The sequence below is a fragment of the Alicycliphilus denitrificans K601 genome (assembly GCF_000204645.1).
In the GTDB taxonomy this organism is placed as follows: Bacteria; Pseudomonadota; Gammaproteobacteria; order Burkholderiales; family Burkholderiaceae_C; genus Alicycliphilus; species Alicycliphilus denitrificans.
Genome location: NC_015422.1, coordinates 125035 through 151824 on the forward strand (window position 1 = coordinate 125035; position 26790 = coordinate 151824).

Consider the following 26790-nt stretch of genomic DNA (forward strand, 5'->3'; position numbering starts at 1 on the left):
CTTAGGCGCGGCGCAGCGTGAAGGTGCCGGGCCAGCGCTGTGCGACGGCCTGCGGAGGGGCCCAGGCGGGCGCGCCATCCGTGCGGCATTCCTGCAGCGCCCAGTGCTGTACGCCCTCGGCCGCCAGGGCGTCGGCGAGGGCCTGCAGGTCGTCATCGCCGTACAGGCCCGCGTTCCAGGTGGTGCGGCACTCATGGGCCACGCCGCTGGCGAGCACGAGCCGCAGCGACTCCCATGCCTTCGCCCCGCTGCCCGGCGTGCGCGTGATCGCGTCGTAGCGGTGCAGCGGCGCCTTGATGTCCAGCCCCACCCAGTCGAGCAGCGGCAGCAGGGTGGCCAGCCGCTCGGGGTACATGCCGGCGGTGTGCAGCCCCGTGGCGAAGCCCATCGCGCGCACGCGCGCCAGCGCGTCGGGCAGGCCGGCCTGCAGCGTGGGCTCGCCGCCCGAGAACACCACGCCGTCGAGCAGGCCGCGCCGCGCGTGCAGCAACTGCTGCACGTCGGCCCAGGCGTGGGCCGTGGGCGTGGCGGCGTCGAGCAGCCCGGTGTTGTGGCAATAGCCGCAGCGCCAGGGGCAGCCCTGGCAGAACACCACGGCCGCGAGGCGGCCGGGGAAGTCGATGGTGGTGAGCGGCGTCAGGCCGCCGATGCGCAGCGCTTCAGCAGGCGTTGCTGCAGCCACGCGCGTGCTCGGAGAAAAACTGGCGCTCGTTGTGCTCGCCCTGCTTGCCCACGTTGAAGCTGGCCACGGGGCGGTGGTAGCCCATCACGCGGGTCCAGACCTCGCAGGGCTGGCGCTCGTCGTCGGTGAGCTGCACGGCGGCCAGGGCGGCTTGTTCGGTGGTGGAGAAATGGCTCATGGTGAACTCCTTGGGGGGTTGAAAACTACGGTTTTGATAGCTGCTTGCGCTTGATGGGTAAGGGATGGAGGCCGATTTGGCTTCAAGCCGCGAGCAGGTGCCGGCGCTTGGCCGCCAGCCGCTCTTCATCGCACGTGGGGCAGAACGGGTGCTCGCCCGCCAGGTAGCCGTGCGTGGGGCAGATGGAGAACGTCGGCGTGACGGTGATGTAGGGCAGGCGGAAGTTGGTCAGCGCGCGCTTGACCAGCTCGCGGCAGGCCGCGCCGCTGGAGATGCGCTCGCCCATGTAAAGGTGCAGCACGGTGCCGCCGGTGTACTTGCCCTGCAGGGCCTCTTGCCGCTGCAGCGCCTCGAACGGGTCGTCGGTGAAGCCCACGGGCAGCTGCGAGCTGTTGGTGTAGTAGGGCTGCTCGGCCGTGCCGGCCTGCAGGATGGCGGGCCAGCGCTTCTTGTCTTCCTTGGCGAAGCGGTAGGTCGTGCCCTCGGCAGGCGTGGCCTCCAGGTTGTAGAGGTGGCCGGTTTCTTCCTGGAAAGCCGTCATGCGTGCGCGCACATGGTCCAGCAGGCGCAGGGCGAAGGCGTGGCCCCATGTGCTGGTGATGTCGTGCGCGTCGTGCGTGAAGTTGCGCACCATCTCGTTGATGCCGTTCACGCCCAGCGTGCTGAAGTGGTTGCGCAGCGTGCCCAGGTAGCGCTTGGTGTACGGGAACAGGCCCTGGTCCATGAGGCGCTGGATGAGCTTGCGCTTGACTTCCAGGCTTTGCTTGCCGAGTTCGAGCAAACGATCCAGGGCGGCGAACAGGCCCGCCTCGTCGCCCGCGTGCAGGTAGCCCAGGCGCGCGCAGTTGACGGTGACCACGCCCAGGCTGCCGGTCTGCTCCGCGCTGCCGAACAGGCCATTGCCGCGCTTCAAGAGCTCGCGCAGGTCGAGCTGCAGCCGACAGCACATGGAGCGCACCATGTTCGGCGACAGCTCCGAGTTGATGAAGTTCTGGAAGTACGGCAGGCCGTACTTGGCCGTCATGTCGAACAGGGCGGCGGCGTTCTCGCTCTCCCAGGGGAAGTCGGGCGTGATGTTGTACGTGGGAATGGGGAAGGTGAACACGCGGCCCTTGGCGTCGCCCGTGGTCATGACGTCGATGTAGGCGCGGTTGATCAGGTCCATTTCGGCCTGCAGCTCGCCGTAGCAAAACGGCATCTCCACGCCGCCGATCACCGGCACCTGATCGCGCAGGTCCTCCGGGCAGGTCCAGTCGAAGGTGAGGTTGGTGAACGGCGTCTGCGTGCCCCAGCGCGAGGGCACGTTGAGGTTGTAGACCAGCTCCTGGATGCACTGGCGCACGGCGGCGTAGTCCATGCCGTCCTTGCGCACGAAGGGCGCCATGTAGGTGTCGAACGACGAGAACGCCTGCGCGCCGGCCCATTCGTTTTGCAGCGTGCCCAGGAAGTTCACGATCTGCCCCACGGCGGAGCTCATGTGCTTGGGCGACCCCGCCTCTACCTTGCCCGGCACGCCGTTCAGCCCCTCGTGCAGCAGCGTGCGCAGCGACCAGCCGGCGCAGTAGCCGCTGAGCATGTCCAGGTCGTGGATGTGGATGTCGCCGCTGCGGTGCGCCTCGCCGATCTCGGGCGCGTAGACATGCGAAAGCCAGTAGTTGGCCGTCACCTTGCCCGCCACGTTGAGGATCAGCCCGCCGAGCGAGTAGCCCTGGTTGGCGTTGGCGTTCACGCGCCAGTCGGCGCGCGTGAGGTATTCGTTGATGGAGCTTTCCACGTGCACCAGCGTCTGCCGGTCGGCGCGCAGCAGCGCGTGGCGCTGGCGGTGGGCCATGTAGGCGCGCGCGGTCTGCAGGTGGTTGGCGGCGATCAGCGTCTGCTCCACCACGTCCTGGATCTGCTCGATGGCGGGCGCCTCGCCGCGGAAGCGGTGGATGAGCACCTTGGTCGCCTGGGCGGTGAGCAACTGCGCCTCGTCGGCACCGAAATCGCCGGTAGCGCTGCCCGCGCGCGCGATGGCCGAGCGGATGCGCTCGGCATCGAACGCGGCGCGCTCGCCGTTCCTCTGGATCACGTCGCGCGGCAGGGTGGCGACAGGGGCTGGTGGTGGCGTCATGGCTTTCCTTGAGCACTACATATAGCGTTGAAGATACATTTGAAACACTATAGGTAGTTTGACGAAGCGCAAAGCGCCGGCCTTGGACGGGCAAGGCCGGCGCATCGGGAGGAGTGGGGCGGGGTCAGGCGCCGCGCTGCGGCAGGCCCTTGGCGAATGCTTCGAAGGCGCGAGGCTCCAGGGGCCTGCTGTACCAGTAGCCCTGTATTTCGTCGCAGCCGCAGTCGTGCAGCAGGGCGGCCTGCTCGGCCGTCTCGACGCCCTCGGCGAGGGTCGACAGGTGCAGACTGTGCGCCATGCGGACGATGGCCGTCACGATGGCCATGTCGCTGGTCTTCTCGGCCAGCTCGCGCACGAAGGACTGGTCGATCTTGAGCTTGTCGATGGTGTAGCGCTTGAGGTAGCTCATGGACGAATAGCCGGTGCCGAAGTCGTCCAGCGCCACCTTGAAGCCCATGTCGTGCAGGCGCCGGATGGTGGTCTCGGCCAGCTCCGGGTGCTTGAGCGCCACGGCCTCCGTCAGTTCCACCTCGATGCGCTGCGGCGACACGTCCACGCGCTGCAGGATGTGCAGCAATTCCTCGGCCAGCTGGGGGCGGGCAAACTGCGCCGCCGACACGTTCACCGCGACCACCAGCGGCGGAAGGCCGGCGGCGTCCCACGCGCGCAGCTGCTGCGCGGCTTGTTCCACCACCCAGAAGTCGATGGCCGTGATGGCGCCGCTTTGCTCGGCGATGGGGATGAACTCCGCCGGCGACACCAGCCCCCACTGCGGGTGGCGCCAGCGCAGCAGCGCCTCGGCGCCGACCAGCGCGCCGCTGCCCAGCGCGCGCTGGGGCTGGTAGACCAGGAACAGCTCGCCCTTGCGCGCCGCGTCCTTCAGGCCCGCCGCCAGCTCCAGCGAGCGCTGCGTGTGGGCCTGCATTTCGGGCGCGAAGAAGCGCAGGCCGTTGCGCCCGTCCTCCTTGACGCGGTACATGGCGAGCTCGGCCGCCGAGGCCAGGGTGCCGGCCGTCCGGGCATCGTCGGGATACACGGCGACGCCCGCCGATGCGCTGACCGACACGGGATGGCCCTGCACCGATGTGGCGGTTTGCAGAAGCCGCAGGGCCTCCTGCGCCATGAGCGCGACGCTGGCCTGGTCTGCCTGCGGCACGATGGCCACGAAGGCGTCCCCCGAATAGCGGGCCAGCGCGTTCTGGGTCCCCAGGCAGGAGCGCAGGCGGTTGGCCGCCTCCACCAGCAGCTCGTCTCCGGCCGTGTGGCCGAGCGACTCGTTGATCAGCTTGAAGTTGTCCAGGTCGAACCACAGCATGGAAAGCCGCCCGTGGCTCGCTCCGGCCCTCTCGATGGCCAGGGCCAGCCGCTCGTCGAAGGACTTCTTGTTGAGCAGGCCGGTCAGCGTGTCGAAATTCGACAGGGCCTGGATGCGCTCCTCGGCCTCGCGCTGCACAGTGATGTCTTCCTTGTGGGCGACGTAATGCGTCACCTGGCCGGAGAGGTCACGGATCGGGTAGAGGGAAACGATTTCGGTGTAGATATGGCCGTTCTTGCGCCGGTTGACGAGTTCGCCCTGCCAAGGCTGGCCCTGGGGCAGCCTGCGCCACATCTCCTCGTAGACGGAGCGGGGCGTGAGACCGGACTGCAGCATCCGGGGGTTCTTCCCCAGAATTTCCTGCGCGCTGTAGCCGCTGACTTCGCTGAAGGCCCGGTTGACGTACAGCACGTTGGCCCTCACGTCGGTGATGACCACCTGGTGCGGGCTTTGCTCCAGCGCTTCGGACAGGCGCAGGATGACCGCATCCTGGCGGCGCTGCACCACGCGCCTCCAGATGGCGTAGGCCAGGGCCTGCAGCGCCTGGGCGTCCTGCCTGTCGTAGTCCTCGGCCTTGTTGGCCACGCCCAGCAGCATGCGCGTGCGGCCGCCTTCCTGCACGGGCAGGCTCATCCAGCGCAGCAGGGCGTCGCCGGGCGGCGGCTGGTTCTGGATGCGCTGGGCGGCGCACTCCTGGCGCCAGACTTCCGCCTGGGCCGGCATGCCGCCCGCCGCTCCCGCCGAACAGGCCGCGAGCTCGGGGTCCTGGCCATCGTGCACGAAATGCAGGACGGCGAACGGACTGTGCGTGAGCCGCTCGACATGCCGGATGCCACGCTGCAGGAAGTCCGCCTCGAGCTCCTGGACGTCGCTGTGCTGCAGGTCCAGCAGGCTCGCGTTCAGGCGGGCCTCGAACGCGATGCGCTGCTCGTCGTGCACCGTGGCGGTGATGTCCCGCACCAGGGTCAGGTAGGTGTCCTCGCGCCCCGCGGGATTGGCCTTCCTGGCGATGGCTAGCTCGAAGTGGTGCACGCCGGACGGCAGCGCTAGGCGGAAGCGCTGGCCGCGGGCCACGCCGCTGCGCTCGGCCTCGGCCAGCGCGTCGAGGCACGCGGCGGCGGCCTGCGCGGGCAGGATCTCGCCGAGCCGCCTGCCCAGCAGCTGGCCGGCCGGCGCCGCCAGCTTGCTCGCGTCGTTGGCGTGCACCGACAGGTAGACGCCCTGGCGGTTCAGCTCGAACAGCAGGTCGGGCAGCGTGTCCAGCATGGCCCGGTGCTGGGCCTCGGAAGCCTGCAGCTCCTGGTACGGCGCCTGCACCGTCTCCACGAACAGGCCCCGGTACAGGAAGGCACAGGCCATGATCTTGTAGAGGTGCCCGGTCACGTTGTAGATGTCGGTGACGTTGGCGTAGAGCGTGAAGAAGAACTCGCCCATGGCCATGGTGAATGCGGCCAGCGCCAGGCGCGTCAGGCCGAATTCGCGGTCCTGGCGCAGATGCGTCAGAAAGCCCATGCCCGCCAGCACGTAGGCGGCGATCAGGCCGTACTCGAAGTCGATCTTGAATTTCGTCAGCCCCACGTCTGGGATGAAGGTGGGCGGCACCGACTGCGGGTGGAGCAGCACCACGTAGTGCACCGCGCCCACGAACAGCAGCACGCACGCAAGGCTCCAGCAGCGCGCGCGCGGGCCCAGCCGGTTGTCGTGGCGCTGCGGCCAGAAGGCCGCGCACAGCAGGGCCAGGGCCGCGAGGCTGCGCGCCGCCAGCCAGAAAAGAATGGCTTTTTCCGGCCCGTTGGGGGTGATGAAGTCCGGCATGCCCGCGTAGGACAGGCAGTGGCTCATGTCCAGGATGGCCACGCCCAGCAGGCCCGGGCCGAGGACGAGGTCGCGCCCGTTGGGCCGGTATTTCTGCGTGGCCCAGGCAATGCCGAACACCATGGCCGCCATGGCGATGGAGAGCACCTCCATGCTCGTGTGCAGCGGCAGGTAGCGCGCCAGGCCCCGGGCGGCGTCAGGCGCCGGGAACAGCTGCACCAGCAACAGCCCGGCCAGCAGGCCGGCGAGCCAGTAGAGGGATTTGCGAAGCTCCGTTCGATGTGTGGGGTGCATCATCTTGAAACGCTGACCTGTGAATGGGCGCACGTCCCACGGTGGTGCACGACTTTCTTTTACGGAGTGTACAAAACTGTCTTTATGCGTTTGTAATTGTAAAAATCAAACGTCTGGCGGCGTCCTGCAGGACTTTTCAATGGCACCAAGGCAGGGGGCCGCAAAAGCAAAAAAAGCCGGCGCGATGCCGGCTAAAGGCAAGTCGCCCGGAGGTCTTGCCGATGGAGTTGTTTATGGCTGAAGGTTCCTATTTATAAAAGCTTGCAGCTATCAAAAAAGTAGTTTTCTTCAGTGCGTCGCCATCGCCTCCTCGGCCTCGATGCGCGGGTAGAACTCGCGGTTCTCGCGCTGCATGCGCTCGTAGACGCGGCGCAGCACGTCGTTGGCTTCGCGGCGGAAGGACTGGGGATCGCCGCGCACGCTCTCGGCGGTGTTCCAGCGCCGCGCGAAGGCCATGAAGGCCGTGGCGATGGAGCCCATGTCGTGCTGGAAGCGCTGGCTCAGGCGCGCCAGCTCGGGGTTGCCGGACTGGCTCAGCGCCGGGTACAGAAGGCGGTCTTCCACCGCCAGGTGCAGCTTGATGGTGGAGCTGATGGCCACGATGCCGCGTGCGATCGCGGCGGCGTTGCCCTCCACTCCAGCGTGGGCGAGCTGGCGCAGCCGGTCGATCTGCCCCAGGATGTCCACGTGGTCATGCTTGAAACGGTCGATGTTCATGGCGGGTGACTCTTTCGTCGTCGTTGTGGGGCGCGGCGCTCGTGACGCCACGCCCCGGGGGAAGGCGCCTCAGCGGCTCGCGCCAGCCAGTGCGCCGGTGCTGGGTGCGGCCGGCGTGCGTGCGCCGAACAGCACGGCGCTCGCCACCTGCCAGGCCACGCACAAGGCGCCGGTGATGAACACCACGTCGCCGAAGGTGCGGATCCAGCGCAGGGTTTCCAGGAAGGGCTGCTGCAGGAACTCCTCGCTGCGGGCGTACCACAGGCCGTGGGTCACGCTGGCGTGGAACTGGAACAGGCCGATCGGCAGCAGGCTGGTGGAGATCATCAGCACCAGGCCGGCGTTGAGCCACCAGAAGCCGGTCTTCATCAGGCGCTCGTTGAACACCATCTGCGGGCGCACGTAGCGCAGCACCAGCAGCGTGAAGCCCAGGGCCAGGAAGCCATAGACACCGAACAGGGCGGCGTGGGCGTGCACCGGCGTGGTGTTCAGGCCCTGGATGTAGTACAGCGAGATCGGCGGGTTGATCATGAAGCCGAACACGCCGGCGCCCAGCATGTTCCAGAAGGCCACGGCCACGAAGCACATCAGCGGCCAGCGCAGGTTGGCCATCCACGGCGTCTTGTGCTGCAGGCGCCAGTGTTCCCAGGCCTCATGGCCCAGCACCACCAGCGGCACGACTTCCAGCGCGCTGAAGGATGCGCCCACGGCCATCACGGGAGTGGTGGTGCCGGCGAAGTACAGGTGGTGGAAGGTGCCGGGCACGCCGCCCAGCATGAAGAGCGATGCCGATGCCAGGCTGGCGGCCGTGGCCATGCGGTAGGACACCAGGCCCAGGGTCGAGAAGATGAAGGCCAGCGCCGTGGTCGCGAAGACTTCGAAGAAGCCCTCCACCCACAGGTGCACCACCCACCAGCGCCAGTACTCCATCACCGAGATGTGGGTGCGCTCGCCGTAGAACAGGCCGGTGCCGTAGAACAGGCCGATGCACACGACCGACGAGGTCAGCAGGGCCAGCAGGTTCTTGTCCTGGCCGTTGGGGGCCAGCAGCGCGGGGAAGATGGCGCGCGCCATCAGCAGCAGCCAGAAGGCGATGCCGGCGAACTTGCCGATCTGCCACAGGCGCCCCAGGTCCACATACTCATAGCCCTGGTGGCCGAGCCAGAAGCTCCACTCCTTGGGCAGGATGTGGGCGATGGCCAGGTAGTTGCCGATGAAGGAGCCCACGCAGACCACGACCAGCGCCCAGAACAGCACGTCCACGCCGAGCTTCTGGTACTTGGGGTCCTTGCCGCCATTGATCACCGGGGCCAGGAACAGGCCTGCGGCCAGGAAGCCCGTGGCGATCCAGAACAGGGCGGCCTGGATGTGCCAGGTGCGCGTGAGCGCGTAGGGGAACCACTGCGAAAGGTCGATGCCGTAGAACTTCTGGCCTTCGAGCGTGTAGTGGGCGGTGAAGCCGCCGATGAACACTTGGAAAACGAACAGCGCCACGACCAGGAACAGGTACTTGCCCAGCGCGCGCTGCGAGGGCGTCAGGGCCACGCGGCTCAGGGGGTCGTGCGCGGGCGGGACGGGGTCCTGCTCGTCATGCTTGCGCAGGAACGCCCAGCCCCACACGAGGAAGCCCACGCCGGCCATCATGATGACCACGCTCATGATGGACCAGACCATGTTCTCGCCCGTCGGCTGGTTGCCGATCAGGGGCTCGTGCGGCCAGTTGTTGGTGTAGGTGGCGCCGTTGCCGCCGCCCACGTCGGTGGGGCGCTCGGTGGCGGCTGCCCAGGCGGTCCAGAAGAAGAAGCCGGCCATCTGCGCGCGGCGCTCGGCGCTGGGCAGGGTGTTCTCCTTCATGGCGAAGCTCTCGCGCGACTTGTGCAGCGACGGGTCGTCGCTGAACAGCTTGTCGTAGTACTGGGCCGTCTCGGCGATGGCCTGGGCGCGCAGCGGCGAGATCACCACCGTGTCCTTGGCCTGGTCATAGGTGTTGGTGCGGTACTCGGTCTTGAGCCGGTCGCGCAGCACGGCCTGCTGGCCCGCGTCGAGCTCGGCGAAGGACTTGCCGTAGTCCTTCTGCGCGGCCAGCTCCAGCCAGGCGGTGAGCTCGCGGTGCAGCCAGTCGGCCGTCCAGTCCGGGGCCTGGTAGGCGCCGTGGCCCAGGATGGAGCCCAGCTGCATGCCGCCCACGGACTGCCAGGCGGTCTGGCCGTCCAGGATGCTGTCCTTGGTGTAGAGCGGCTTGTCGCTGCCCTGCACCAGCACCTGCCCCGGAATCGGCGGCGCAGTGCGATAAACCTCGGCACCGTAATAGCCCAACAGGCTGAAGGTGACGATCAACACGCCTATGAGCGTGTACCAATACTTGGCGTATTTCCCCATGCAGGGCCTCCATCGTTTCACTAAGAAGAATGCCGGCTTTTACGCAAGCTTGGTGCCAGCATGTTGCACTGCAGAAAATCAAGGGTTTACACTGGTGTAGGTAAAATTAACCCAAATCAAATTTGGTGAAATTTACCTTCATAGGGTTTTTATGACCGTGAAAGAGGCCGAGCTCGCGACCGTCCTGGTGGACTTGTGCGCCGACCTGGGCACCGAGCTGCCCCAGGCCGTGCGGTTGCAGCGCCTGGTGGACGTGCTGCGCGCCCAGTTCGGCTGCGGTGCCGTGGCGCTGCTGCGCCTGGAGGAAGAGCGCCTGCGCCCGATGGCCGTCGCGGGCCTGGTCAGCGACACCCTGGGGCGGCGCTTCGTCGTGGGGCAGCACCCGCGCCTGGCCGCGATCCTGGCGCGCCACGAGGTGACCTGCTTCGAGCACGACAGCACCCTGCCCGACCCGTACGACGGCCTGCTCGACACCCTGGTCGGCGAGCCGCTGCCCGTGCACGACTGCATGGGCGTGGGCCTGCACGTGGAGGGCCGGCCCTGGGGCGTGCTTACGCTCGACGCGCTGGCCACCGGCACCTTCGGCGCCGCGGCGCGCCGGCGCCTGGCGCAGAGCGTGCCGCTGGTCGAGGCGGTGGTGCGCGTGGCGCGACTGGAGCAGGAGCTGCGCACGCTGCGCATGGCGGCCTCCGGGCCCGGGGAGGGCGGCGCGGCGCTGGCATCGTCCGAGCGCGGCGGTGTGGGCGAGCTGGAGATCGTCGGCGAGAGCCCCGCGCTCAAGCGCCTGCTGCACGAGCTGGGCATCGTCGCCGCCTCCGAGCTGCCCGTGCTGCTGCTGGGCGAGACCGGCGTGGGCAAGGAACTGTTCGCGCGCCTGCTGCACCACCAGTCGCCGCGGCACGACCGGCCGCTGGTGCACGTGAACTGCGCGGCCCTGCCCGAATCGCTGGCCGAGAGCGAACTCTTCGGCCACGTGCGCGGCGCCTTTTCGGGCGCGGTGAGCGACCGGCCCGGCCGCTTCGAGGCCGCCGAGGGCGGCACCCTGTTCCTCGACGAGGTGGGCGAGCTGCCCCTGTCGGTGCAGGCCAAGCTGCTGCGCACGCTGCAGAACGGCGAGATCCAGCGCCTGGGCGCCGACCGCCCGCGCAGCGTGAACGTGCGCGTGATCGCCGCCACCAACCGCAACCTGCGCGAGCAGGTGGCCAGCGGCGCCTTCCGCGCCGACCTGTACCACCGCCTGTCGGTCTATCCCGTGCCCATACCGCCGCTGCGCGAACGCGGCAACGACGTGCTGCTGCTGGCCGGGCGCTTCCTGGACTTCAACCGCGCCCGCCTGGGGCTGCGCAGCCTGCGCCTGTCGCCCGACGCGCAGGCCGCGCTGCGCCGCTACCGCTGGCCCGGCAACGTGCGCGAGCTCGAACACGTGATCAGCCGCGCCGCCCTGAAGGCCCTGAGCCGCGGCGCGGACCGCAACTCCATCGTCACGCTGGAGGAAGGCTTGCTGGACCTCGACGCGCTGGACGTGCCCGCCGCAGACGGCCCCGCCGCGCCCGCCGCCCCCGGCCCCGCAGCGGGCGCCGCGCCGGCAGCGCCCGCGGGCACCCTGCGCGACACCGTCGATGCCTGCCAGCGCCAGGCCATCATCGCGGCCCTGGACCGCCACCAGGGCAACTGGGCCCAGGCCGCGCGCGCGCTGGACGTGGATTCGAGCAACCTGCACAAGCTGGCGCGGCGGCTGGGGCTCAAAAGCTGAGCCGGGGAGCGGGCCCTGGCGCTTGCGCAAGAAGCCCCTCGGCCCAGGTGCACTACCGGCCCTGGGCGTCCCCGGGCGTTCTCGCCGCTGCCCGCGCCGTGGGGTTGGGCACAGGCTCTCCAATCTTGCGCAGCGTGTTGCGGTCCGTGTGGTGGAACGGCTCCGCCTGGCCCGGGATGATGAGTACCGTGTCCTGCTCGTAGGACCACGTTCCGTCGTCATGGATCGATACCGTGATGGTGTAGCTCTCCGTCCTGAACGCATGCTCCAGGAACGTGTTCGACACGATTCCGTTCACCGTGGACCCGCGGACAGCCTGGAGGCGAAACGTTCTCGCGCCGGCCTCGGCATGGCCGACGGCCATCGCCGCCTGTCCGCGCGGTATCGAAAGCGTCTGGATCACCGTGCCCGTGGCCGGCTCCCACAGCCAGTAGCCGACCTGGTCGTGGAACGTCTCCACGCCGTCCGGCTTGACGATCCGCGTGTGGTAGCGCAGCCCGTAGAACAGCTGCGGCCCGTTGGTCTGCGCGTCGATCGGCTGCAGCTCCATGTGCTCGATGAAGGCCTGCCTTTCGGGGCCATCGGCCTTCGGATTGACGTCGAGGCCGCGCGTGCCCGTCCATATGCCGGCCATGCCGGTGAGCGGCCCCAGGTTGGCCAGCGTATCGGCGTCCGGCTCGGGTTCCGTGTAGATGTCTTGGGGGAAGTTTTCCATGTTGGGGTCCCTTGCCGAAGGCCGAAAAGAAGAGATTGCTATGATAGTGATAGCTTTATGCGCTTGATCCGCAAGCCTTGGAGACCAAAAAAGCTTGTAAATGGTACGGTAAATCCAGGCGAAGCCCGGCGTTGGACGGCACTTGCGAGCCACCACCGTGCCATAGTGGACGAGTGCGCCGCTGGCTGGCGTGGGCGCAGTGCTTGTCTTCGGACCACCGGCAGAGAGGAGTCCTCCATGGCTGTCAGCGTTTTCGACCTGTTCAAGATCGGCATCGGGCCGTCCAGTTCGCACACCGTGGGGCCCATGCGCGCCGCGCGCCTGTTCGTGCAGCGCCTGGCGCGCGAGGGCCATCTGCCCCGGGTGGCGCGCGTGCGCTGCACGCTCTACGGCTCGCTGGGCGCCACGGGCCGCGGCCATGGGAGCGACCGCGCCGTGCTGCTGGGGTTGTGCGGCCACGCGCCGGACACGGTGGACGTGGATGCCATCGAACCCCTGATCGCCCGCATCCGCGCCCGGCACCGGCTGCCGCTGGCGGACGGCCCCGAGGTCGCGTTCGACGAGGCCGCCGACCTGTTGCTGGTGCCCGACGTGGCGCTGCCGCTGCACGCCAACGGCATGCGCTTCGAGGCCTTCGACGCCGCGGGCGGCCTGCTGGACGCGCAGGTGTACTACTCGGTCGGCGGCGGCTTCATCGTCAGCGGGGAGGCCGCCGTCGATGCCCGACGCCAGGCCGAAATCGCGCCCGATACCGAGGTGCTGCCGCTGCCCTTTCACAGCGGCGAGCAGCTGCTGGCGCAGGCCGCGGCCCAGGGCGGCTCCATGGCGCGGGTCATGCGCGTCAACGAGCGCCATTGGCGCACGGACTCCGAGATCGACGCGGGCCTGCTGGCCATCTGGGGCGCCATGCAGGACTGCGTCGCGCGCGGCTGCCGCACGGGCGGCGTGCTGCCCGGGGGCTTCCGGGTGCGCCGCCGCGCGCCTGCGCTGCACCAGGCGCTGCAGGGCGCTCCCGACACGCTGCAGGATCCGCTGCAGGTGATCGACTGGGTGAACCTGTTCGCCCTGGCGGTGAACGAAGAGAACGCCGCGGGTGGCCGCGTGGTCACCGCGCCCACCAACGGCGCGGCGGGCATCGTGCCGGCGGTGCTGCACTACTACTGGCGCTTCATTGCCGGCGCGAGCGAGGCCGGCGTGATCGACTTCCTGCTCACGGCCGGCGCCATCGGCATCCTCTACAAGGAGAACGCCTCCATCTCGGGCGCCGAGGTTGGTTGCCAGGGCGAGGTGGGCGTGGCCTGCTCCATGGCCGCCGCGGGCCTGTGCGCCGTGCTGGGCGGCATGCCCGCGCAGGTGGAGAACGCGGCCGAGATCGGCATGGAGCACCACCTGGGCCTGACCTGCGACCCGGTGGGCGGCCTGGTGCAGATCCCCTGCATAGAGCGCAACGCGCTCGCCGCCGTCAAGGCCATCAACGCCGCGCGCATGGCGCTGCGCGGCGACGGCACGCACCACGTGAGCCTGGACCAGGTCATCAAGACCATGCGCGAGACGGGCGCCGACATGATGAGCAAGTACAAGGAGACCTCGCGCGGCGGGCTGGCGGTCAACATCGTCGAATGCTGACGCCGTCCTTTCAGCGCGCCAAAGCGTGGGTTGCCGAATCACGAAGCGCGCCTCCCATGAAACCCTGAGTCCGCATGGCGCGAAGCCCCTTATGGTGGCGGGCTCGACTTCGCACACGACAAGGAAACGCCATGCCCCTGCGCCGCCGCCTGATCGCCTTCTGCCTGGCAGCACTTCCACTGGCCACCTGGGCCGCCTGGCCGGAGCGGCCCATCACCATCGTCGTGCCCGCCGCCGCGGGCGGCACCACCGACATCGCGGCGCGCGTGCTGGCCGAGAAGATGGGCAAGGACCTGGGCACGGCCATCGTCGTCGAGAACAAGGGCGGGGGCGGCGGCAGCATCGGCACGGCGCAGGTGGCGCGCGCCAAGCCCGACGGCTACACGCTGCTCATGGGCAACATCGGCCCCGTCGCCATCAACTTCAGCCTCTACAAGCAGCTGAGCTACAAGGAGAGCGACCTGCGCGGCATCACCAACGTGATTTCCGTGCCCAACATCCTCGTGGTCCATGCCGATTCGCCCGCGCGCAGCGTGAAGGACCTGGTCGGCCTGGCGAAGACGCGCCGGCTCAACGTGTCCACCTCGGGCGTGGGCCAGTCGCCGCACATGTCCTCCGAGATGTTCCGCCAGAAGGCCGGCATCGAGGTCACCCTGGTGCCGTTCCCCGGCGCGGCCCCGGCCGTGACGGCGCTGCTCGGGCAGCAGGTGGACTTCATGATCGACAATCTGCCGAGCTCCATGCCGCACATCAAGTCGGGCAAGTTCCGCGCGCTGGCCATCACCAGCGGCGAGCGCGCGGCCCAGTTGCCGGACGTGCCGACCATGGCCGAGGCCGGCGTGCCCATGCAGGTCACGGCCTGGTTCGGCCTGCTGGCGCCGGCCGGCACGCCCGACGCGGTGATCCTGCGCCTGCAGCAGTCGGCGCGCAAGGCCATGCACGAGCCCGATGTGCGCCAGCGCTTCGCCGAGCTCGGCGGCGTGCCCGGCGGCGAGACGCCGGCCGAGTACGATGCCTTCATCGCCCAGGAACGCAAGAGCTGGGCCCAGATCGTCAAGGCCGCCGGCCTGTCGCTCGAATGATTCCATGCCCATGCAAGCAGACATCGAACACCTGTTGGCCCAGCCCTTCGGCTCGCTGCCCGAACTGATCGCGCGCCAGGCCGCGCACCGCCCCGGCCACACCGCCCTGATCCTGGAAGAACGGAGCCTGGACTACGCCGCGCTGTGCGCGGGCATGGACCGGGTGGCGCGCAGCCTGCAGCAGGGAGGCCTGGGGCCCGGCGACGTGGTGGCCGTCTGCGCCGGCACCTCGGTCGAGTACCTGCTGGCCTACCTCGGCGCGCTGCGCGCCGGCGTGGCGGTGGCACCGCTGGCGCCCTCGGCCACGGCCGAGCACCTGAGCGCCATGCTGGACAACTGCGGCGCGCGCCTGGTGCTGCGCGACCGCGAGGTCGCCGCGCAATGGCCCCTGCACGCGGGCGCTGCGCTGCGCTGCGTGGCGCTGGACGATGCGCCCGAGGCCGGCGAGCCCTGGTCGCAATGGCTGGCGCAGGGCGGCGGCGCGCCCGCGCCGATCGCGCCCGCGCCCGACTGGGCCTTCAACGTGATCTACTCGTCGGGCACCACGGGCGTGCCCAAGGGCATCGTGCAGTCCTGGGCCATGCGCTGGGCCCATGTGCGCCGCGCCGTCACCAACGGCTACGGCCCCGACGCCGTCTCGCTGTGCGCCACGCCGCTGTATTCCAACACCACGCTGGTGGCGGCTCTGCCCACGCTGGCACTGGGCGGCACGCTGGTGCTGATGCGCAAGTTCGACGCCGCGCATTACCTGGAGCTGGCCGAGCGGCACGGCGCCACCCACACCATGCTGGTGCCCGTGCAGTACCAGCGCCTCATGGCCTGCCCCGCGTTCGACGGCACCGACCTGAGCCGGCTGCGGCACAAGTTCTGCACCAGCGCGCCCTTCGGCGCCGCCCTCAAGGCCGAGGTGCTGCGGCGCTGGCCCGGCCGGCTCATCGAGTACTACGGCCTGACCGAGGGCGGCGTGCGCTGCGAGCTGCACTGCCACGACTTCCCGCACAAGCTGCACACCGTGGGCCGCCCCGGCGAGGGCGCCGACATCCGCTTCATCGACGAGCAGGGGCGCGAGCTGCCGCCCGGCGCGCAGGGCGAGATCGTCGGCCGCTCGGCCGGCATGATGAGCGGCTACCACCGCCTGCCCGACAAGACGCGCGAGGCCGAGTGGTTCGACGCCCAGGGCCAGCGCTTCATCCGCAGCGGCGACGTGGGCCGGCTCGACGAGGACGGCTTCATCGTGCTCGGCGACCGCATGAAGGACATGATCATCACGGGCGGCTTCAACGTCTATCCGAGCGACATCGAGGGCGTGCTGCAGCAGCACCCGCAGGTGGCCGAATGCGCGGTGGTCGGCGTGCCTTCCGAGCAATGGGGCGAGACCCCCGTGGCCTATGTGGTGCCGCGCGCCGGCGCGCAGCCCGGCGCGCGGGAGCTGCGCGAATGGCTCAACGCCCGCGTGGGCAAGACCCAGCGCGTGGCCGACCTGCGGCTGGCCGAGCGCCTGCCGCGCAGCGAGATCGGCAAGGTGCTCAAGCGCGAGCTACGCGAGCAGTACCTGCGGGCGAACCCCGCGGCCCATTGATTTATCAGGAGAGAGCCATGCCCATCCGTCCCTCGCGGCCGCGCCGCGCCATGCTCGCCGGCCTGGCGCTGGGGGTCGGCGCCCTGCTTGCGCCCGCCGCCCAGGCCGCCGACGCCTGGCCCGCAAAGCCGATACAGCTCGTGATTCCCTACCCGCCCGGCGGCAGCGCCGACCTGCTGGGCCGGCCGCTGGCCGTGCAGCTGCAGCAGCAACTGGGCCAGCCCGTGGTGCTCGAATACAAGCCCGGCGCGGGCGGCACGCTGGCCACGCAGTACCTGGCGCGCGCCAAGCCCGACGGCTACACGGTGCTCATGGTGCTGGCCGCCCATGCGATCAACGACAGCCTGTACCCCAAGCTGCCCTACGACACGCGCAAGGACTTCGCGCCCGTGTCGCTGGTGGCCAACCTGCCCATGGTGGTGGCCGCCAGCGCCAAGCTGCAGGCCAGGAACATCCAGGAGCTGGTGCAGGCCGCCAAGGCGGCGCCCGGCAAGCTCACCTTCGGCTCGGCAGGCAACGGCAACACCGGGCACCTGGCGGCCGAGTACTTCAGCAGCATCGCCGGCGTGAAAATGACGCATGTACCCTACAAGGGCAGCGCCGGCGTGGTCAACGCCATGCTGGCCGGCGACATCGATCTGACCTTCGACAGCATCTCCACCTCCATGCCGCACATCCGCAGCGGCCGCATGCACGCGCTGGCCGTCACCAGCGCGCAGCGCTCGGCGCTGGCGCCCGAGGTGGCGACGGTGCAGGAGCAGGGCATACCCGGCTTCGAGGTGACGGGCTGGTACGCGCTCATCGCGCCGGCCGGCACGCCGCCCGATATCAGGCAGCGCCTCGCCCGGGAAATCGCCGCGGCCCTGCGCCAGCCCCAGCTGCAGTCGCAGCTGGCCGCCGGTGGCTACGAGCCCGTGGGCTCCACGCCCGAGGCGCTGCAGGCGCACATCGACAGCGAGATCGCCCGCTGGGCCGCCGTGGTCAAGTCCACCGGCGCCAAGGTGGACTGACAATCCCTCCCCATGCAACACCATTCCATCGCCATCAACGACATCCCCCCGAGCCCCTTCGCCGGCGAGCCGCCCGACATGTTCTTCGGCTTGCCCATGGCCATGGCGCGCGCCATGGCGCTGCGCGGCGAGCGCATAGGCAACGACATGGCCCAGGTGCGCCTGGGTTTCCAGCCGGACCAGGCCAACAGCCGCGGCGACGTGCATGGTGGCTCGATCGCCACGCTGCTCGACTGCACCCTGGCGGCGGCCGTGCGCTCGCACGACCCTGCCGCCTATGGCGTGGCCACCATCGACCTGACGCTGCACTTCGTGACCGCCGCCGGCGGCGACCTGATCGCCACCGCCCACTGCGAGCGGCGCGGCCGCTCCATCAGCTTCGCGCGCGGCGAGGTGCGCGCGGAGGACGGTACCCTGGTGGCGCTGGCCACCGGAAGCTTCAAGCTGATCGCGCGCCGGCAGGACTGAAATAGGCCGCCGGCGGCGTTTTCAGGTCGGCTGCACGCCCGCCGCCTGCAGCAGGCGGCCCCAGATCGGCGCCTCCTGCGCCCACAGGCGGGCGAATTTCTCGGGCGTGTCGTCGTCCACGGGCACGAAGCCGGCGGCGATGATGCGCGCCATGCCGTCGCGGCTGGCCACCGCCTGGTTGGCGGCCTCGGCCCACTGGCGGGCCACTTGCGCCGGCATGCCCTTGGGGCCGGCGATTGCCAGCCAGCCGACGAGGGCCAGCGCGTCCTGCGGGTAGCCGGCCTCGGCGAAGGTGGGCACGTCGGGCAGCAGGGGCACGCGGCGCGGGCCGGTCATCGCCAGCGCGCGCAGCTTGCCGGCATCGATGTGCGCCTTGAGCGACAGCAGGCTGCCCATGCCCATCTTGATCTGGCCGCCCAGCAGGTCCTGCACCATCGGCGCCTCGCCCTTGTAGGCCACGTGCGACATGTCGGCGCCCGCGATGTCGCTGAGCGTGGCGCAGGCGAGCTGGCCGTGCGAGCCTATGCCGTAGGAGCCGTAGGACAGCCTGCCCTTGTTGGCGCGGATCCAGGCCATGAACTCCTGCATGTTCCGGGCCGGCACGTCGGCCGAGACCACCAGGGCGATCGGCGCCAGGCACACGCGCACCAGCGGGGTGAGATCGGTCAGCGGGTCGTAGGCGGTCTTCTGGTAGAGGTATTTGTTGGTCAGCATGGTCGAGGTGGTGCCCAGCAGCGCCGTCATGCCGTCAGGCGCCGACTTGACCACCGCCTCGCCCGCGATCAGGCCGGCCGCGCCGGGCTTGTTGTCAACCACCACGGGCTGGCCGAAGCGCCTGGCCATGTGCTCGCCCAGTACGCGGGTGATGACGTCGGTGGCGCCGCCCGCGGCGAACGGCACCACCACCCGCACCGGGCGGGTGGCGAAGCCAGCCTGGGCCTGCGCGTGGAGCGGCCCGGCGGCCGCGGCGCCAGCCGCCATGGCCAGCAACTGGCGGCGGCTGCAGCGTGCAAGGGGGGTGTCGTGTGCCATCGTTGTCTCCTCGTGTAGTTGTGTGTGGCGGCGGGTCAATCAGTCCATGGAGATTCTGGCCGACTCTGCCACGCTCTTCCAGTGGGCGGCGTCCTTGTCGACCTGGGCCTTTAAGTCGTCGGGCAGCGAGCCCACGGCGATCAGGCCCATGTCCGTCAGGCGCTTGTTGAGCTCGGGCGACTTGACGATGGATGCCACCTCGGCGCCGAGCTTGTCCACGATGGCCTTGGGCGTGCTGGCCGGCACGAACATGCCGAACCAGCCGTTGGCCTCCAGCCCGGGGTAGCCGGACTCGGTCATGGTGGGCACCTGCGGCAGGGCGGGGTGGCGCTGGGAGCCGGTGATGGCCAGGATGTTGACCTTGTCGGACTTGATGTGCGGGTAGGCGCCCGTGGCGTCGACGAAGGCCAGCGTCAGCTGCCCGCCCAGCAGGGCCGCCATCTCCGGCCCCGAGCCCTGGTAGGGGATGTGGGTGATGTCGATGCCGGCCTTCTGCTTGAAGCGTTCGCCGTTCATGTGCGACGAGGTGGCGTTGCCGTAGCTGCCGTAGTTGAGCGTGCCGGGCGCGGCCTTGGCTTTGTCCACGAACTGCTGCAGCGTGGTCACTCCCGAGCTGCGTGGCACCATGAGCAGGTCGGCCGACTTGGCGATCTGCGATACCGGTGCCAGGTCGCCGAGCTTGTAGGGCACCTTCTTGTACAGCGCCGGGATCTGCACGAGGGCGGTGATGCCCATGAGCACGGTGTAGCCGTCGCCGGGCGCCTTGGCCACGATGTCGTTGCCCAGGATGCCGCTGGCGCCGGGCTTGTTCTCGACGACCACGGGCTGGCCCAGGCGTTGCGACAGCTGCGTGCCGATCAGGCGCGCGATGGTGTCGGTGCCGCCGCCGGCGGGGTAGGGCACGATGACGCGGATGGGCTTGCTCGGGTAGCTGTCCTGCGCCTGCGCGCCGCCCATGCCGCAGGCTGCGGCCAGTGCGATCAGGGGCAGGCATCGCGCCAGGGTCTTGCGCCGGGTGATTGCCATGAGGGTGTCTCCTTGTGGTTGTGGTGCGGGGTTTACAGGGTGCGGGCGATGATCTCTTTCATGATCTCGTCGCTGCCGCCGTAGATGCGGCCGATGCGCGCATCGGTCCAGGCGCGGCCCACCTGGTATTCGGTCATGTAGCCGTAGCCGCCGTGCAGCTGCAGGAATTCGTCGAGCAGGCGGTTCTGCAGCGCCGTGGCGTTGAGCTTGACCATGGCGGCGCGCTCGGGCGTGAGCTGGCGCTGCATGTGCAGCCGCATGCAGTCGTCCACGAACACGCGCAGCATGGTGGCCTGGGCCTTGGCCTCGGCGAGCTTGAAGCGCGTGTTCTGGAACTCGAACACCGTCTGGCCGAAGGCCTTGCGCTCGCGCGTGTAGTCCACGGTCTTCTGCAGGAAGGCCTCGATGGAGGCGGCGGCGCGCACGGCGACCACCAGACGCTCCTGCGCCAGCTCCTTCATCAGGTATTTGAAGCCCATGTTCTCCTCGCCCAGCAGGTTGCCCACGGGTACCTTGACGTTGTCGAAGAACAGCTCGGAGGTGTCCTGCGCCATCAGGCCGATCTTCTCCAGCTTGCGGCCCTTGCTGAAGCCCGGCGTGCCCTCCTCCACCACGATCAGCGATACGCCCTTGGCGCCCAGTTCGGGGTTGGTTTTGGCGACGACGATGACGATCTCGCTGTTGATGCCGTTGGTGATGAAGGTCTTGCTGCCGTTGAGAATGTAGTGGTCGCCCTCGCTGTCCTTCACCAATCTGGCCGTGGTACGCACCGACTTCAGGTCGCTGCCCGCGCCGGGCTCGGTCATGGCGATGGCGCCGATCAGCTCGCCCGCGGCCATGCGCGGTAGCCAGCGGTCCTTCTGCCCGGTGCTGCCGTAGGCGTGGATGTAGGGCGCGACGATGTCCGAGTGCAGCGGAAAGCCCAGGCCGCTGGCGCCGGTGCGCGCAACTTCCTCGATCAGGATGGCCGCGTGGCCGAAGTCGCCGCCGCCGCCGTAGGGCTCGGGCAGCATGGTGTTGAGCAGGCCCTCGCGCCCGGCCTTGCGCCAGACTTCCTTGGGCACGATGCCGTCGCGCTCCCACTGGGCGTGGAAGGGCACGATTTCCTTGTCGAAGAAGCGCCGCGCCTGCTCGCGGAATTGTTCATGGTCCTCGCGGTAGATGGTGCGCTGGATCAGGTCTTGCATGGCTGTTGAATTCCCAAGGTTTGTGAATGAAATATGGCTCCATGGCTTATGGGGTAAGCGGTAGCAGCTACTTTTTTATGAGTCCCGCAGGGCGAATCCGGCCTGCGGTTGCTCGCGGAACCGCTCCTTGAGCTGGCGCCGCAGCAGCTTGCCGGTCTCCAGGCGCGGCAGCGCATCGACGAACACCATGCGCTGCGGCAGCTTGAGCCGGGCCAGCACCTCGGCGGCCCGCGCGGCGATGGCGCGCGCCGTTTCCGGCGTGGCCTCCTGGCCCGGGTGCAGCACCACGGCCGCTAGCGGCACCTCGCCGAAGTCGGGGTGGGGCACGCCGACCACGGCCACCTCCTGCACGCCGGGGTGGCGGGCCAGGGCGTTTTCTATCTCCTGCGGGTAGAGGTTGACGCCGCCCGAGAGGATCAGGTCGGCGCGCCGGTCGCTCAGGAAGAGGTAGCCCTCGGCGTCCACGTGGCCGATGTCGCCGTACGTGACCCAGCCGCGGTCGTTGATGGCCTGGCGCGTCTTCTCGGGGTCGTTCAGGTAGGTGAACTGCCCGCCGCCCGAGAAATACACCTGGCCGATCTCGCCCGCGGGCAGTTCCCGGCCCTCGTCGTCCACGATGTGCAGCCGGCCCGTGGTGGGCCGGCCCACCGAGCCGGGGCGCAGGCGCCACTCGGTCGAATCGATCATGGTCGTGCCGCAGCCCTCCGAGCCGGCGTAGTACTCCATCAGAATGTCACCCCACCAGTCGAGCATGGCGCGTTTGACATCCACCGGGCAGGGCGCGGCGGCGTGGATGGCCATGTGGTGGCTCGACAGGTCGTGGCGCTGGCGCACTTGCGCGGGCAGCTTGAGCAGGCGGCCGAACATGGTGGGCACCCACTGGCTGTGGGTGACGCGGTAGCGCTCTATGAGCGCCAGGGCGTTTTCCGCGTCGAAGCGCTCCATGATCACGGCCCGCCCGCCGAGCTCGAGCGCGCGCAGCGTGTAGCGCAGCGGCGCGGCGTGGTACAGCGGCGCGGGCGAGAGGTACACCGTGTCCTCGCCCATGCCCAGGAGGCGGGCGGTGCCCACGGCCTCGGGGTCGGCCTGGCCGCGCAGCTCGGCGGGCCACAGGGCCTTGAGCACGCCCTTGGGCCGGCCCGTGGTGCCGGAGGAATACAGCAGGTCGCGCCCCAGCGGCCGGTCGGCGAAGTCCACCGGCGGGCCCTGCAGCGCCGCCAGCGCCGCGTGCAGCGACGGGGCCTGCGGCCGGGCCTCGTCCACGGTCCAGCAGGGCAGGCCGATGCCCTGGAGCTGGGACAGCGTCTTGTCGGATGCCACCACCAGGCGCGCGCCGCTGTCGCCCACGATGTAGGCCACCTCGTCCGCCGTCAGGTGGGTGCTGAGCACGGCCGCATACAGGCCCGCCTGGCGCGCGGCCAGCACCAGGGCCAGGATCTCGACGCGGTTCTCCAGCAACACCGCGAAGCGCTCGCCTGTCTGCAGCCCCTGGGCCGCGAGCCACTGCGCCGTCTGCTGCGCCATCTGCGCCAGCGCGCCGGCGGTGTAGCTGCGGCCCTGGTCGGCCATGAACACCACCACCCGTTCGGGGGCCGCCTGTGCGCGGCCAAAGAAATCCTGCATGCCTGTCACCTGTGGTCTCCAGGCGCACCGCCAGGGGCGATGTGCCTTCAAATGCGAAACGCAAGTCTCATAAAACAATTTGATTGGATGATTTTTTCAGGCGTGAGTCCCATTAAACATAGGGTAAACGCGGTATTCAGCACAAACTAACGCGTAAAAAATTCTTTTAATGGATCATAAGTTTCAGAAAACACATGGAGTGAACATGAAAAATCCCGTCATCGTCGATGCCATCCGCAGCCCCATGGCCCGGGCCAAGCCCGATGGCGCGCTGGCCCAGCTGCACCCCGTGGACCTGCTCTCGCAGGTGCTGCAGCAGCTGGTGGAACGTAACAAGATCGATCCCGGCAGCGTGGACGACGTGATCTGCGGCTGCGTGAGCCAGTCCGGCGAGCAGGCCAACACCCCCGGGCGCCTGGCCTGGCTGGCCGCGGGCCTGCCCATGCACGTGCCCTCCACCACCATCGACCGCAAGTGCGGGTCGAGCCAGCAGGCCGTGCACTTCGCGGCCCAGGCCATCATGGCCGGCGTGCAGGACATCGTCATCGCCTGCGGCGTGGAGTCGATGAGCCGCGTGCCCATGGGCAGCTCGCGCATGGGCAAGAACACCACCGGCGCGCGCTTCGATGCGCTCTACGCGCCCGGCCTGGTGGGCCAGGGCGTGTCGGCCGACCTCGTCGCCGCCAAGTGGGGCCTGGGCCGCACCGAGCTCGACGCGTATGCGGCGCGCTCGCACCAGCGCGCCCATGCGGCGCAGGCGGGCGGCGGCTTCGCGCGCGAGATCGTGGGCATGGACACGCCCGCCGGCCGCGTGGCGCAGGACGAGACGATCCGCGCCGGCACCACGGTGGAAAAGCTCGCCGGCCTCAAGGCCGTGTTCGAGACAGAGGAGCTGTCGGCGCGCTTTCCGCAGATCCAGTGGAACACCACGGCGGGCAACGCCTCGCAGATGACCGACGGCGCGGCCGCCATGCTGATCATGAGCGAGGAGCGTGCGCTGCAGCTCGGCCTGACCCCGCGCGCGCGCTTCGTGGCCTTCGACGTGGTGGGCGACGACCCGCTGTACATGCTCACCGCCCCCATCCCCGCCACCCAGCGCGTGCTGGCCAAGGCGCGCATGAAGCTCGACGACATCCACCACTACGAGATCAACGAGGCCTTCGCCTCGGTGCCCATGGCCTGGCAGAAGGAGCTAAAGGCCGACGGCGAGCGCCTGAACCCGCGCGGCGGCGCCATCGCCCTGGGCCACCCGCTGGGCGCCTCGGGCATCCGCCTGATGACCACGATGCTGCACGCCCTGGAGGACAGCGGCCAGCGCTACGGCCTGCAGTCCATGTGCGAGGCCGGCGGCATGGCCAACGCCACCATCATCGAACGACTTTGATTTTGATAGCTGCCAGCGCTTGATGGGTAAGCGATACAGGCAAAAAGGAGCAAAAATGAAACTGCAACAAGGAATGACCGCCCTGGTCACCGGCGGCGTCTCGGGCCTGGGCGAGGCCTCGGCCATCGCGCTGCTCGAGCGCGGCCTTCAAGTGGTCGCCGTGGACCTGAACGACGAGCGCGGCCAGGCCATGGAAAAGCAATACGCCGGCCGCCTGCGCTACGTGAAGGCCGACGTCTCCGACGAGGCCCAGATGCAGCAGGCCATCGCGGCGGCCGAGGCCTTCGGCAACTTCCGCGCGCTGGTGCACTGCGCCGGCATCGGCGGGCCCGTGCGCCTGGTCGAGAAGGACGGCAGCCCCGGCTCGCTGGAGAAGTACGTGAACATCATCCGCGTGAACCAGATCGGCACCTTCAATACGCTGCGCCTGGCCGCCGCGAGCATGGCCAGGAACGAGCCCGTCGATGGCGAGCGCGGCGCCTGCGTGCTCACCGCCTCGGTGGCGGGCTACGAGGGGCAGATCGGCCAGATACCCTACGCCTCGTCCAAGGCCGGCGTGATCGGCATGACCATCGTCGCGGCGCGCGACCTGGCGTCCAAGTTCATCCGCGTGTGCACCATCGCGCCGGGCCTGTTCGACACGCCCATCCTGGCCAAGCTGCCCGAGAACGTGCGCCAGTCGCTGGCCGCCTCCGTGCCCCATCCGGCGCGCCTGGGCCACCCTGCGGAATACGCGATGACCGCGCTGCACATCCTGGAGAACCCCATGCTCAACGGCGAGACCATCCGCCTGGATGGCGCCATCCGCATGCAGCCACGGTGAAATTGGCCCTCAGCGCCCATGGACAGGGCGCAAGCAGCTCTCTTTTAGATAGTACATTGGAGACAACCATGCCCCCGTGCAACCGCCGCCGCGCGCTCCATCTGACCGGGGCATGCGCCCTGCTGGCGCTGGGCGCCCTGGCGACGGCCCCGGCCGCCCGGGCCGATGCCGCCTGGCCAACGCGCCCCATCACCTTCGTCATCCCCGGCGCCGCCGGCGGCACCACCGACACGCCGGCGCGCTTCATGGCGCAAAAGCTGGGCGAGCGCCTGGGCCAGCCCATCGTGGTGGACAACAAGCCCGGCGCGGGCGGCATGCTGGGCGCTGGCCTGGTGGCGCGCGCCCAGCCCGACGGCTACACCGTGCTGGTGGGCAACACCGGCTCCAACGCCATCAACTACAGCGCCTACCAGAAGCTCGGCTACAAGCCGGACGACTTCATCGCGCTGACCGACATGATCTCGTTCGCCAACGTGCTGGTGGTGCCGGTGAAGTCGCCCATCAAGAGCCTGGGCGAGCTGGTCGCGGCCGCGAAGAAGGAGCCGGGCAAGCTGGCGTTTTCGTCGGCGGGCGTGGGCCAGACCACGCACCTGATGGGCGAGCTGCTGCGCCAGCGCGCGGGGGTGGACGTGGTCCACGTGCCCTACAAGGGCTCCGCGCCGGCCACCATGGCCATCGTGTCCGGCGAGACCCAGTTCATGTTCGACAACCTCACGGGCTCGCTCGCCCACGTCAAAGACGGAAAGCTGCGCGCGCTGGCCGTGACCGGCGCCACGCGCGAGCCCGAGCTGCCCGACGTGCCCACCATGACCGAGCTGGGCATGAAGGACTTCGACAAGGTAGGCTGGATGGGCTTCTTCCTGCCCGCCAAAACGCCCCCGGAGATCGTGAAGAAGCTCACCGACAACCTGGTCGCCGTACTCAAGGACCCGGCCGTGGTCCAGCGCTACCGCGAGCTCGGCGGCCGCCGCGGCGGCATGGCGAGCGCGCAGTTCTCGCAGATGGTGGAGCGCGACCGCAAGGACTGGGGCGAGCTCATCCGCAGCCAGAAGCTGCAGCTCGATTGAGGACGCACCATGACTGACACCTCCTCCTTCGCGGGCCGCCATGTGTTCGTGGCCGGCGGCAGCAGCGGCATCAACCTCGGCATCGCGCAGGCGTTCGCGCGCGCGGGCGCCCATGTCACGGTCATGAGCCGCTCGCCCGACAAGGTGCAGCAGGCGGCCGAAGGGCTGCGCGCTCTGGGCGCGCAGGCGCTGGGCATCAGCGCCGACGTGCGCGACAGCGCCGCGGTGGACGCGGCGCTGCGCCAGTCGCACGCCCTGTTCGGCGACATCGACGTGCTCGTCTCCGGCGCGGCGGGCAACTTCATCGCGCCGGCCAAGGACCTGTCGCCCAACGGCTTCAGGACGGTGATCGACATCGACCTCAACGGCAGCTTCCACGTGCTGCGCCTGGCCTACCCGCTGCTGAGGAAGCCTGGCGCCAGCGTCATCAACATCTCGGCGCCCCAGGGCGTCAACCCCACCATGTACCAGGTGCACGCCTGCGCCGCCAAGGCCGGCATCGACATGATGACGCGCGTGCTGGCCATGGAATGGGGTGAGGATGGCGTGCGCGTGAACGCCATCGCGCCTGGCCCGATCGCCGACACCGAAGGCATGCGCCGCCTCGCGCCCTCGCCCGAGGCGCTGGCCAACGCGGTCGCCAGCGTGCCGCTGCAGCGCATGGGAACGCTGGAGGACATCGCCCACATGGCGCTGTTCCTGTCCTCGCCGCAGGCCGGCTACGTGACGGGCGCCGTCATCCCCGTGGACGGTGGCTCCTCGCTGCGCGGCGGGCGGGACATGCGCGCCTCCTACACCCCGCGGGGCGCGGCATGAGCGGTGGCCGCCAGCGCATGCGCACCGGCGTGGAAATGGTCGGGGCGGTGCAATGCTTCCTGGAAAAAAAGCCGCAGCCCTTCCAGCGGCCCGGGTGCTGAATCAG

The 26790-nt window shown here is 69.3% G+C and carries 21 protein-coding genes; 10 read left to right on the forward strand and 11 right to left on the reverse strand.

The features are described 5' to 3' along the window. Position 1: 1 nt before the first annotated feature. The 6 genes from ALIDE2_RS00575 to ALIDE2_RS00600 form a co-directional block, all read right to left on the reverse strand. Positions 2-682, reverse strand: coding sequence for an anaerobic ribonucleoside-triphosphate reductase activating protein (locus ALIDE2_RS00575; protein ID WP_013517048.1), 681 nt, complete (start codon positions 680-682; stop codon positions 2-4). Then, on the reverse strand, positions 660-860 hold the full coding sequence (gene nrdD / locus ALIDE2_RS00580) for an anaerobic ribonucleoside-triphosphate reductase (protein WP_013517049.1): 201 nt from the start codon (positions 858-860) through the stop codon (positions 660-662). Before nrdD ends, ALIDE2_RS00575 begins: the two co-directional genes overlap by 23 nt. Before the next feature lie 82 nt (positions 861-942). After that, positions 943-2973, reverse strand: coding sequence for a ribonucleoside triphosphate reductase (locus tag ALIDE2_RS00585; RefSeq protein WP_013721166.1), 2031 nt, complete (start codon positions 2971-2973; stop codon positions 943-945). A 124-nt stretch (positions 2974-3097) separates the two neighbouring features. Then, the gene (locus ALIDE2_RS00590) at positions 3098-6400 is read right to left on the reverse strand and encodes a bifunctional diguanylate cyclase/phosphodiesterase (protein ID WP_013721167.1); all 3303 of its coding nucleotides are present in this window, start codon (positions 6398-6400) and stop codon (positions 3098-3100) included. A 285-nt stretch (positions 6401-6685) separates the two neighbouring features. Beyond that, positions 6686-7114 carry a hemerythrin domain-containing protein gene (locus ALIDE2_RS00595; protein ID WP_013517052.1) on the reverse strand — a complete coding sequence of 143 codons (429 nt, stop codon included), beginning with the start codon at positions 7112-7114 and terminating at the stop codon, positions 6686-6688. Positions 7115-7183: 69 nt separating this feature from the next. Further along, positions 7184-9493, reverse strand: a complete 2310-nt coding sequence (locus ALIDE2_RS00600) for a nitric-oxide reductase large subunit (RefSeq protein WP_013721168.1) — start codon at positions 9491-9493, stop codon at positions 7184-7186. A gap of 151 nt (positions 9494-9644) precedes the next feature. Between ALIDE2_RS00600 and norR the strand changes: the two genes are divergently transcribed. Next, complete coding sequence (gene norR / locus ALIDE2_RS00605) at positions 9645-11246, forward strand: nitric oxide reductase transcriptional regulator NorR (protein WP_013721169.1); 1602 nt, start codon at positions 9645-9647, stop codon at positions 11244-11246. Between the two features lie 52 nt (positions 11247-11298). On the opposite strand, the gene ALIDE2_RS00610 is transcribed toward norR, so the two are convergent. Further along, entirely contained in the window at positions 11299-11961 is a 663-nt protein-coding gene (locus tag ALIDE2_RS00610) for an FABP family protein (protein ID WP_013517055.1), read from the reverse strand. Positions 11962-12198: 237 nt separating this feature from the next. Here ALIDE2_RS00610 and ALIDE2_RS00615 point away from each other — a divergent pair, with 237 nt between their 5' ends. The 5 genes from ALIDE2_RS00615 to ALIDE2_RS00635 all read left to right on the forward strand — a co-directional run bounded on the left by ALIDE2_RS00615 (position 12199) and on the right by ALIDE2_RS00635 (position 17726). After that, positions 12199-13587 carry an L-serine ammonia-lyase gene (locus ALIDE2_RS00615; protein ID WP_013517056.1) on the forward strand — a complete coding sequence of 463 codons (1389 nt, stop codon included), beginning with the start codon at positions 12199-12201 and terminating at the stop codon, positions 13585-13587. Positions 13588-13718: 131 nt separating this feature from the next. After that, positions 13719-14669: a Bug family tripartite tricarboxylate transporter substrate binding protein gene (locus ALIDE2_RS00620; protein WP_013721170.1), complete on the forward strand. Its 951-nt coding sequence runs from the start codon at positions 13719-13721 to the stop codon at positions 14667-14669. Between the two features lie 10 nt (positions 14670-14679). Continuing rightward, positions 14680-16248: a class I adenylate-forming enzyme family protein gene (locus tag ALIDE2_RS00625; RefSeq protein WP_193353135.1), complete on the forward strand. Its 1569-nt coding sequence runs from the start codon at positions 14680-14682 to the stop codon at positions 16246-16248. Positions 16249-16265: 17 nt separating this feature from the next. Then, entirely contained in the window at positions 16266-17258 is a 993-nt protein-coding gene (locus ALIDE2_RS00630; protein ID WP_013721172.1) for a tripartite tricarboxylate transporter substrate binding protein, read from the forward strand. Positions 17259-17270: 12 nt separating this feature from the next. Next, the gene (locus tag ALIDE2_RS00635; RefSeq protein ID WP_013517060.1) at positions 17271-17726 is read left to right on the forward strand and encodes a PaaI family thioesterase; all 456 of its coding nucleotides are present in this window, start codon (positions 17271-17273) and stop codon (positions 17724-17726) included. Between the two features lie 21 nt (positions 17727-17747). On the opposite strand, the gene ALIDE2_RS00640 is transcribed toward ALIDE2_RS00635, so the two are convergent. From ALIDE2_RS00640 to ALIDE2_RS00655, 4 genes are all read right to left on the reverse strand, one after another. Next, positions 17748-18758 (reverse strand): Bug family tripartite tricarboxylate transporter substrate binding protein, encoded by a 1011-nt coding sequence (locus ALIDE2_RS00640; RefSeq protein WP_013517061.1) that lies wholly within the window; start codon positions 18756-18758, stop codon positions 17748-17750. Between the two features lie 39 nt (positions 18759-18797). After that, positions 18798-19784, reverse strand: a complete 987-nt coding sequence (locus ALIDE2_RS00645) for a Bug family tripartite tricarboxylate transporter substrate binding protein (protein ID WP_013721173.1) — start codon at positions 19782-19784, stop codon at positions 18798-18800. A 32-nt stretch (positions 19785-19816) separates the two neighbouring features. Continuing rightward, positions 19817-20971, reverse strand: a complete 1155-nt coding sequence (locus ALIDE2_RS00650) for an acyl-CoA dehydrogenase family protein (protein ID WP_013721174.1) — start codon at positions 20969-20971, stop codon at positions 19817-19819. Between the two features lie 75 nt (positions 20972-21046). Further along, on the reverse strand, positions 21047-22594 hold the full coding sequence (locus tag ALIDE2_RS00655) for an AMP-binding protein (RefSeq protein WP_013721175.1): 1548 nt from the start codon (positions 22592-22594) through the stop codon (positions 21047-21049). A 205-nt stretch (positions 22595-22799) separates the two neighbouring features. On the opposite strand from ALIDE2_RS00655, the gene ALIDE2_RS00660 reads away from it, so the two are divergent. From ALIDE2_RS00660 to ALIDE2_RS00675, 4 genes are all read left to right on the forward strand, one after another. Continuing rightward, on the forward strand, positions 22800-23978 hold the full coding sequence (locus ALIDE2_RS00660) for a thiolase family protein (protein ID WP_013517065.1): 1179 nt from the start codon (positions 22800-22802) through the stop codon (positions 23976-23978). A gap of 55 nt (positions 23979-24033) precedes the next feature. Further along, complete coding sequence (locus ALIDE2_RS00665) at positions 24034-24801, forward strand: SDR family NAD(P)-dependent oxidoreductase (RefSeq protein ID WP_013517066.1); 768 nt, start codon at positions 24034-24036, stop codon at positions 24799-24801. 68 nt (positions 24802-24869) lie between these two features. Next, positions 24870-25868 carry a tripartite tricarboxylate transporter substrate binding protein gene (locus ALIDE2_RS00670; protein ID WP_013721176.1) on the forward strand — a complete coding sequence of 333 codons (999 nt, stop codon included), beginning with the start codon at positions 24870-24872 and terminating at the stop codon, positions 25866-25868. A gap of 9 nt (positions 25869-25877) precedes the next feature. After that, positions 25878-26684, forward strand: coding sequence for an SDR family oxidoreductase (locus ALIDE2_RS00675; protein WP_013517068.1), 807 nt, complete (start codon positions 25878-25880; stop codon positions 26682-26684). Positions 26685-26790: the final 106 nt, after the last annotated feature.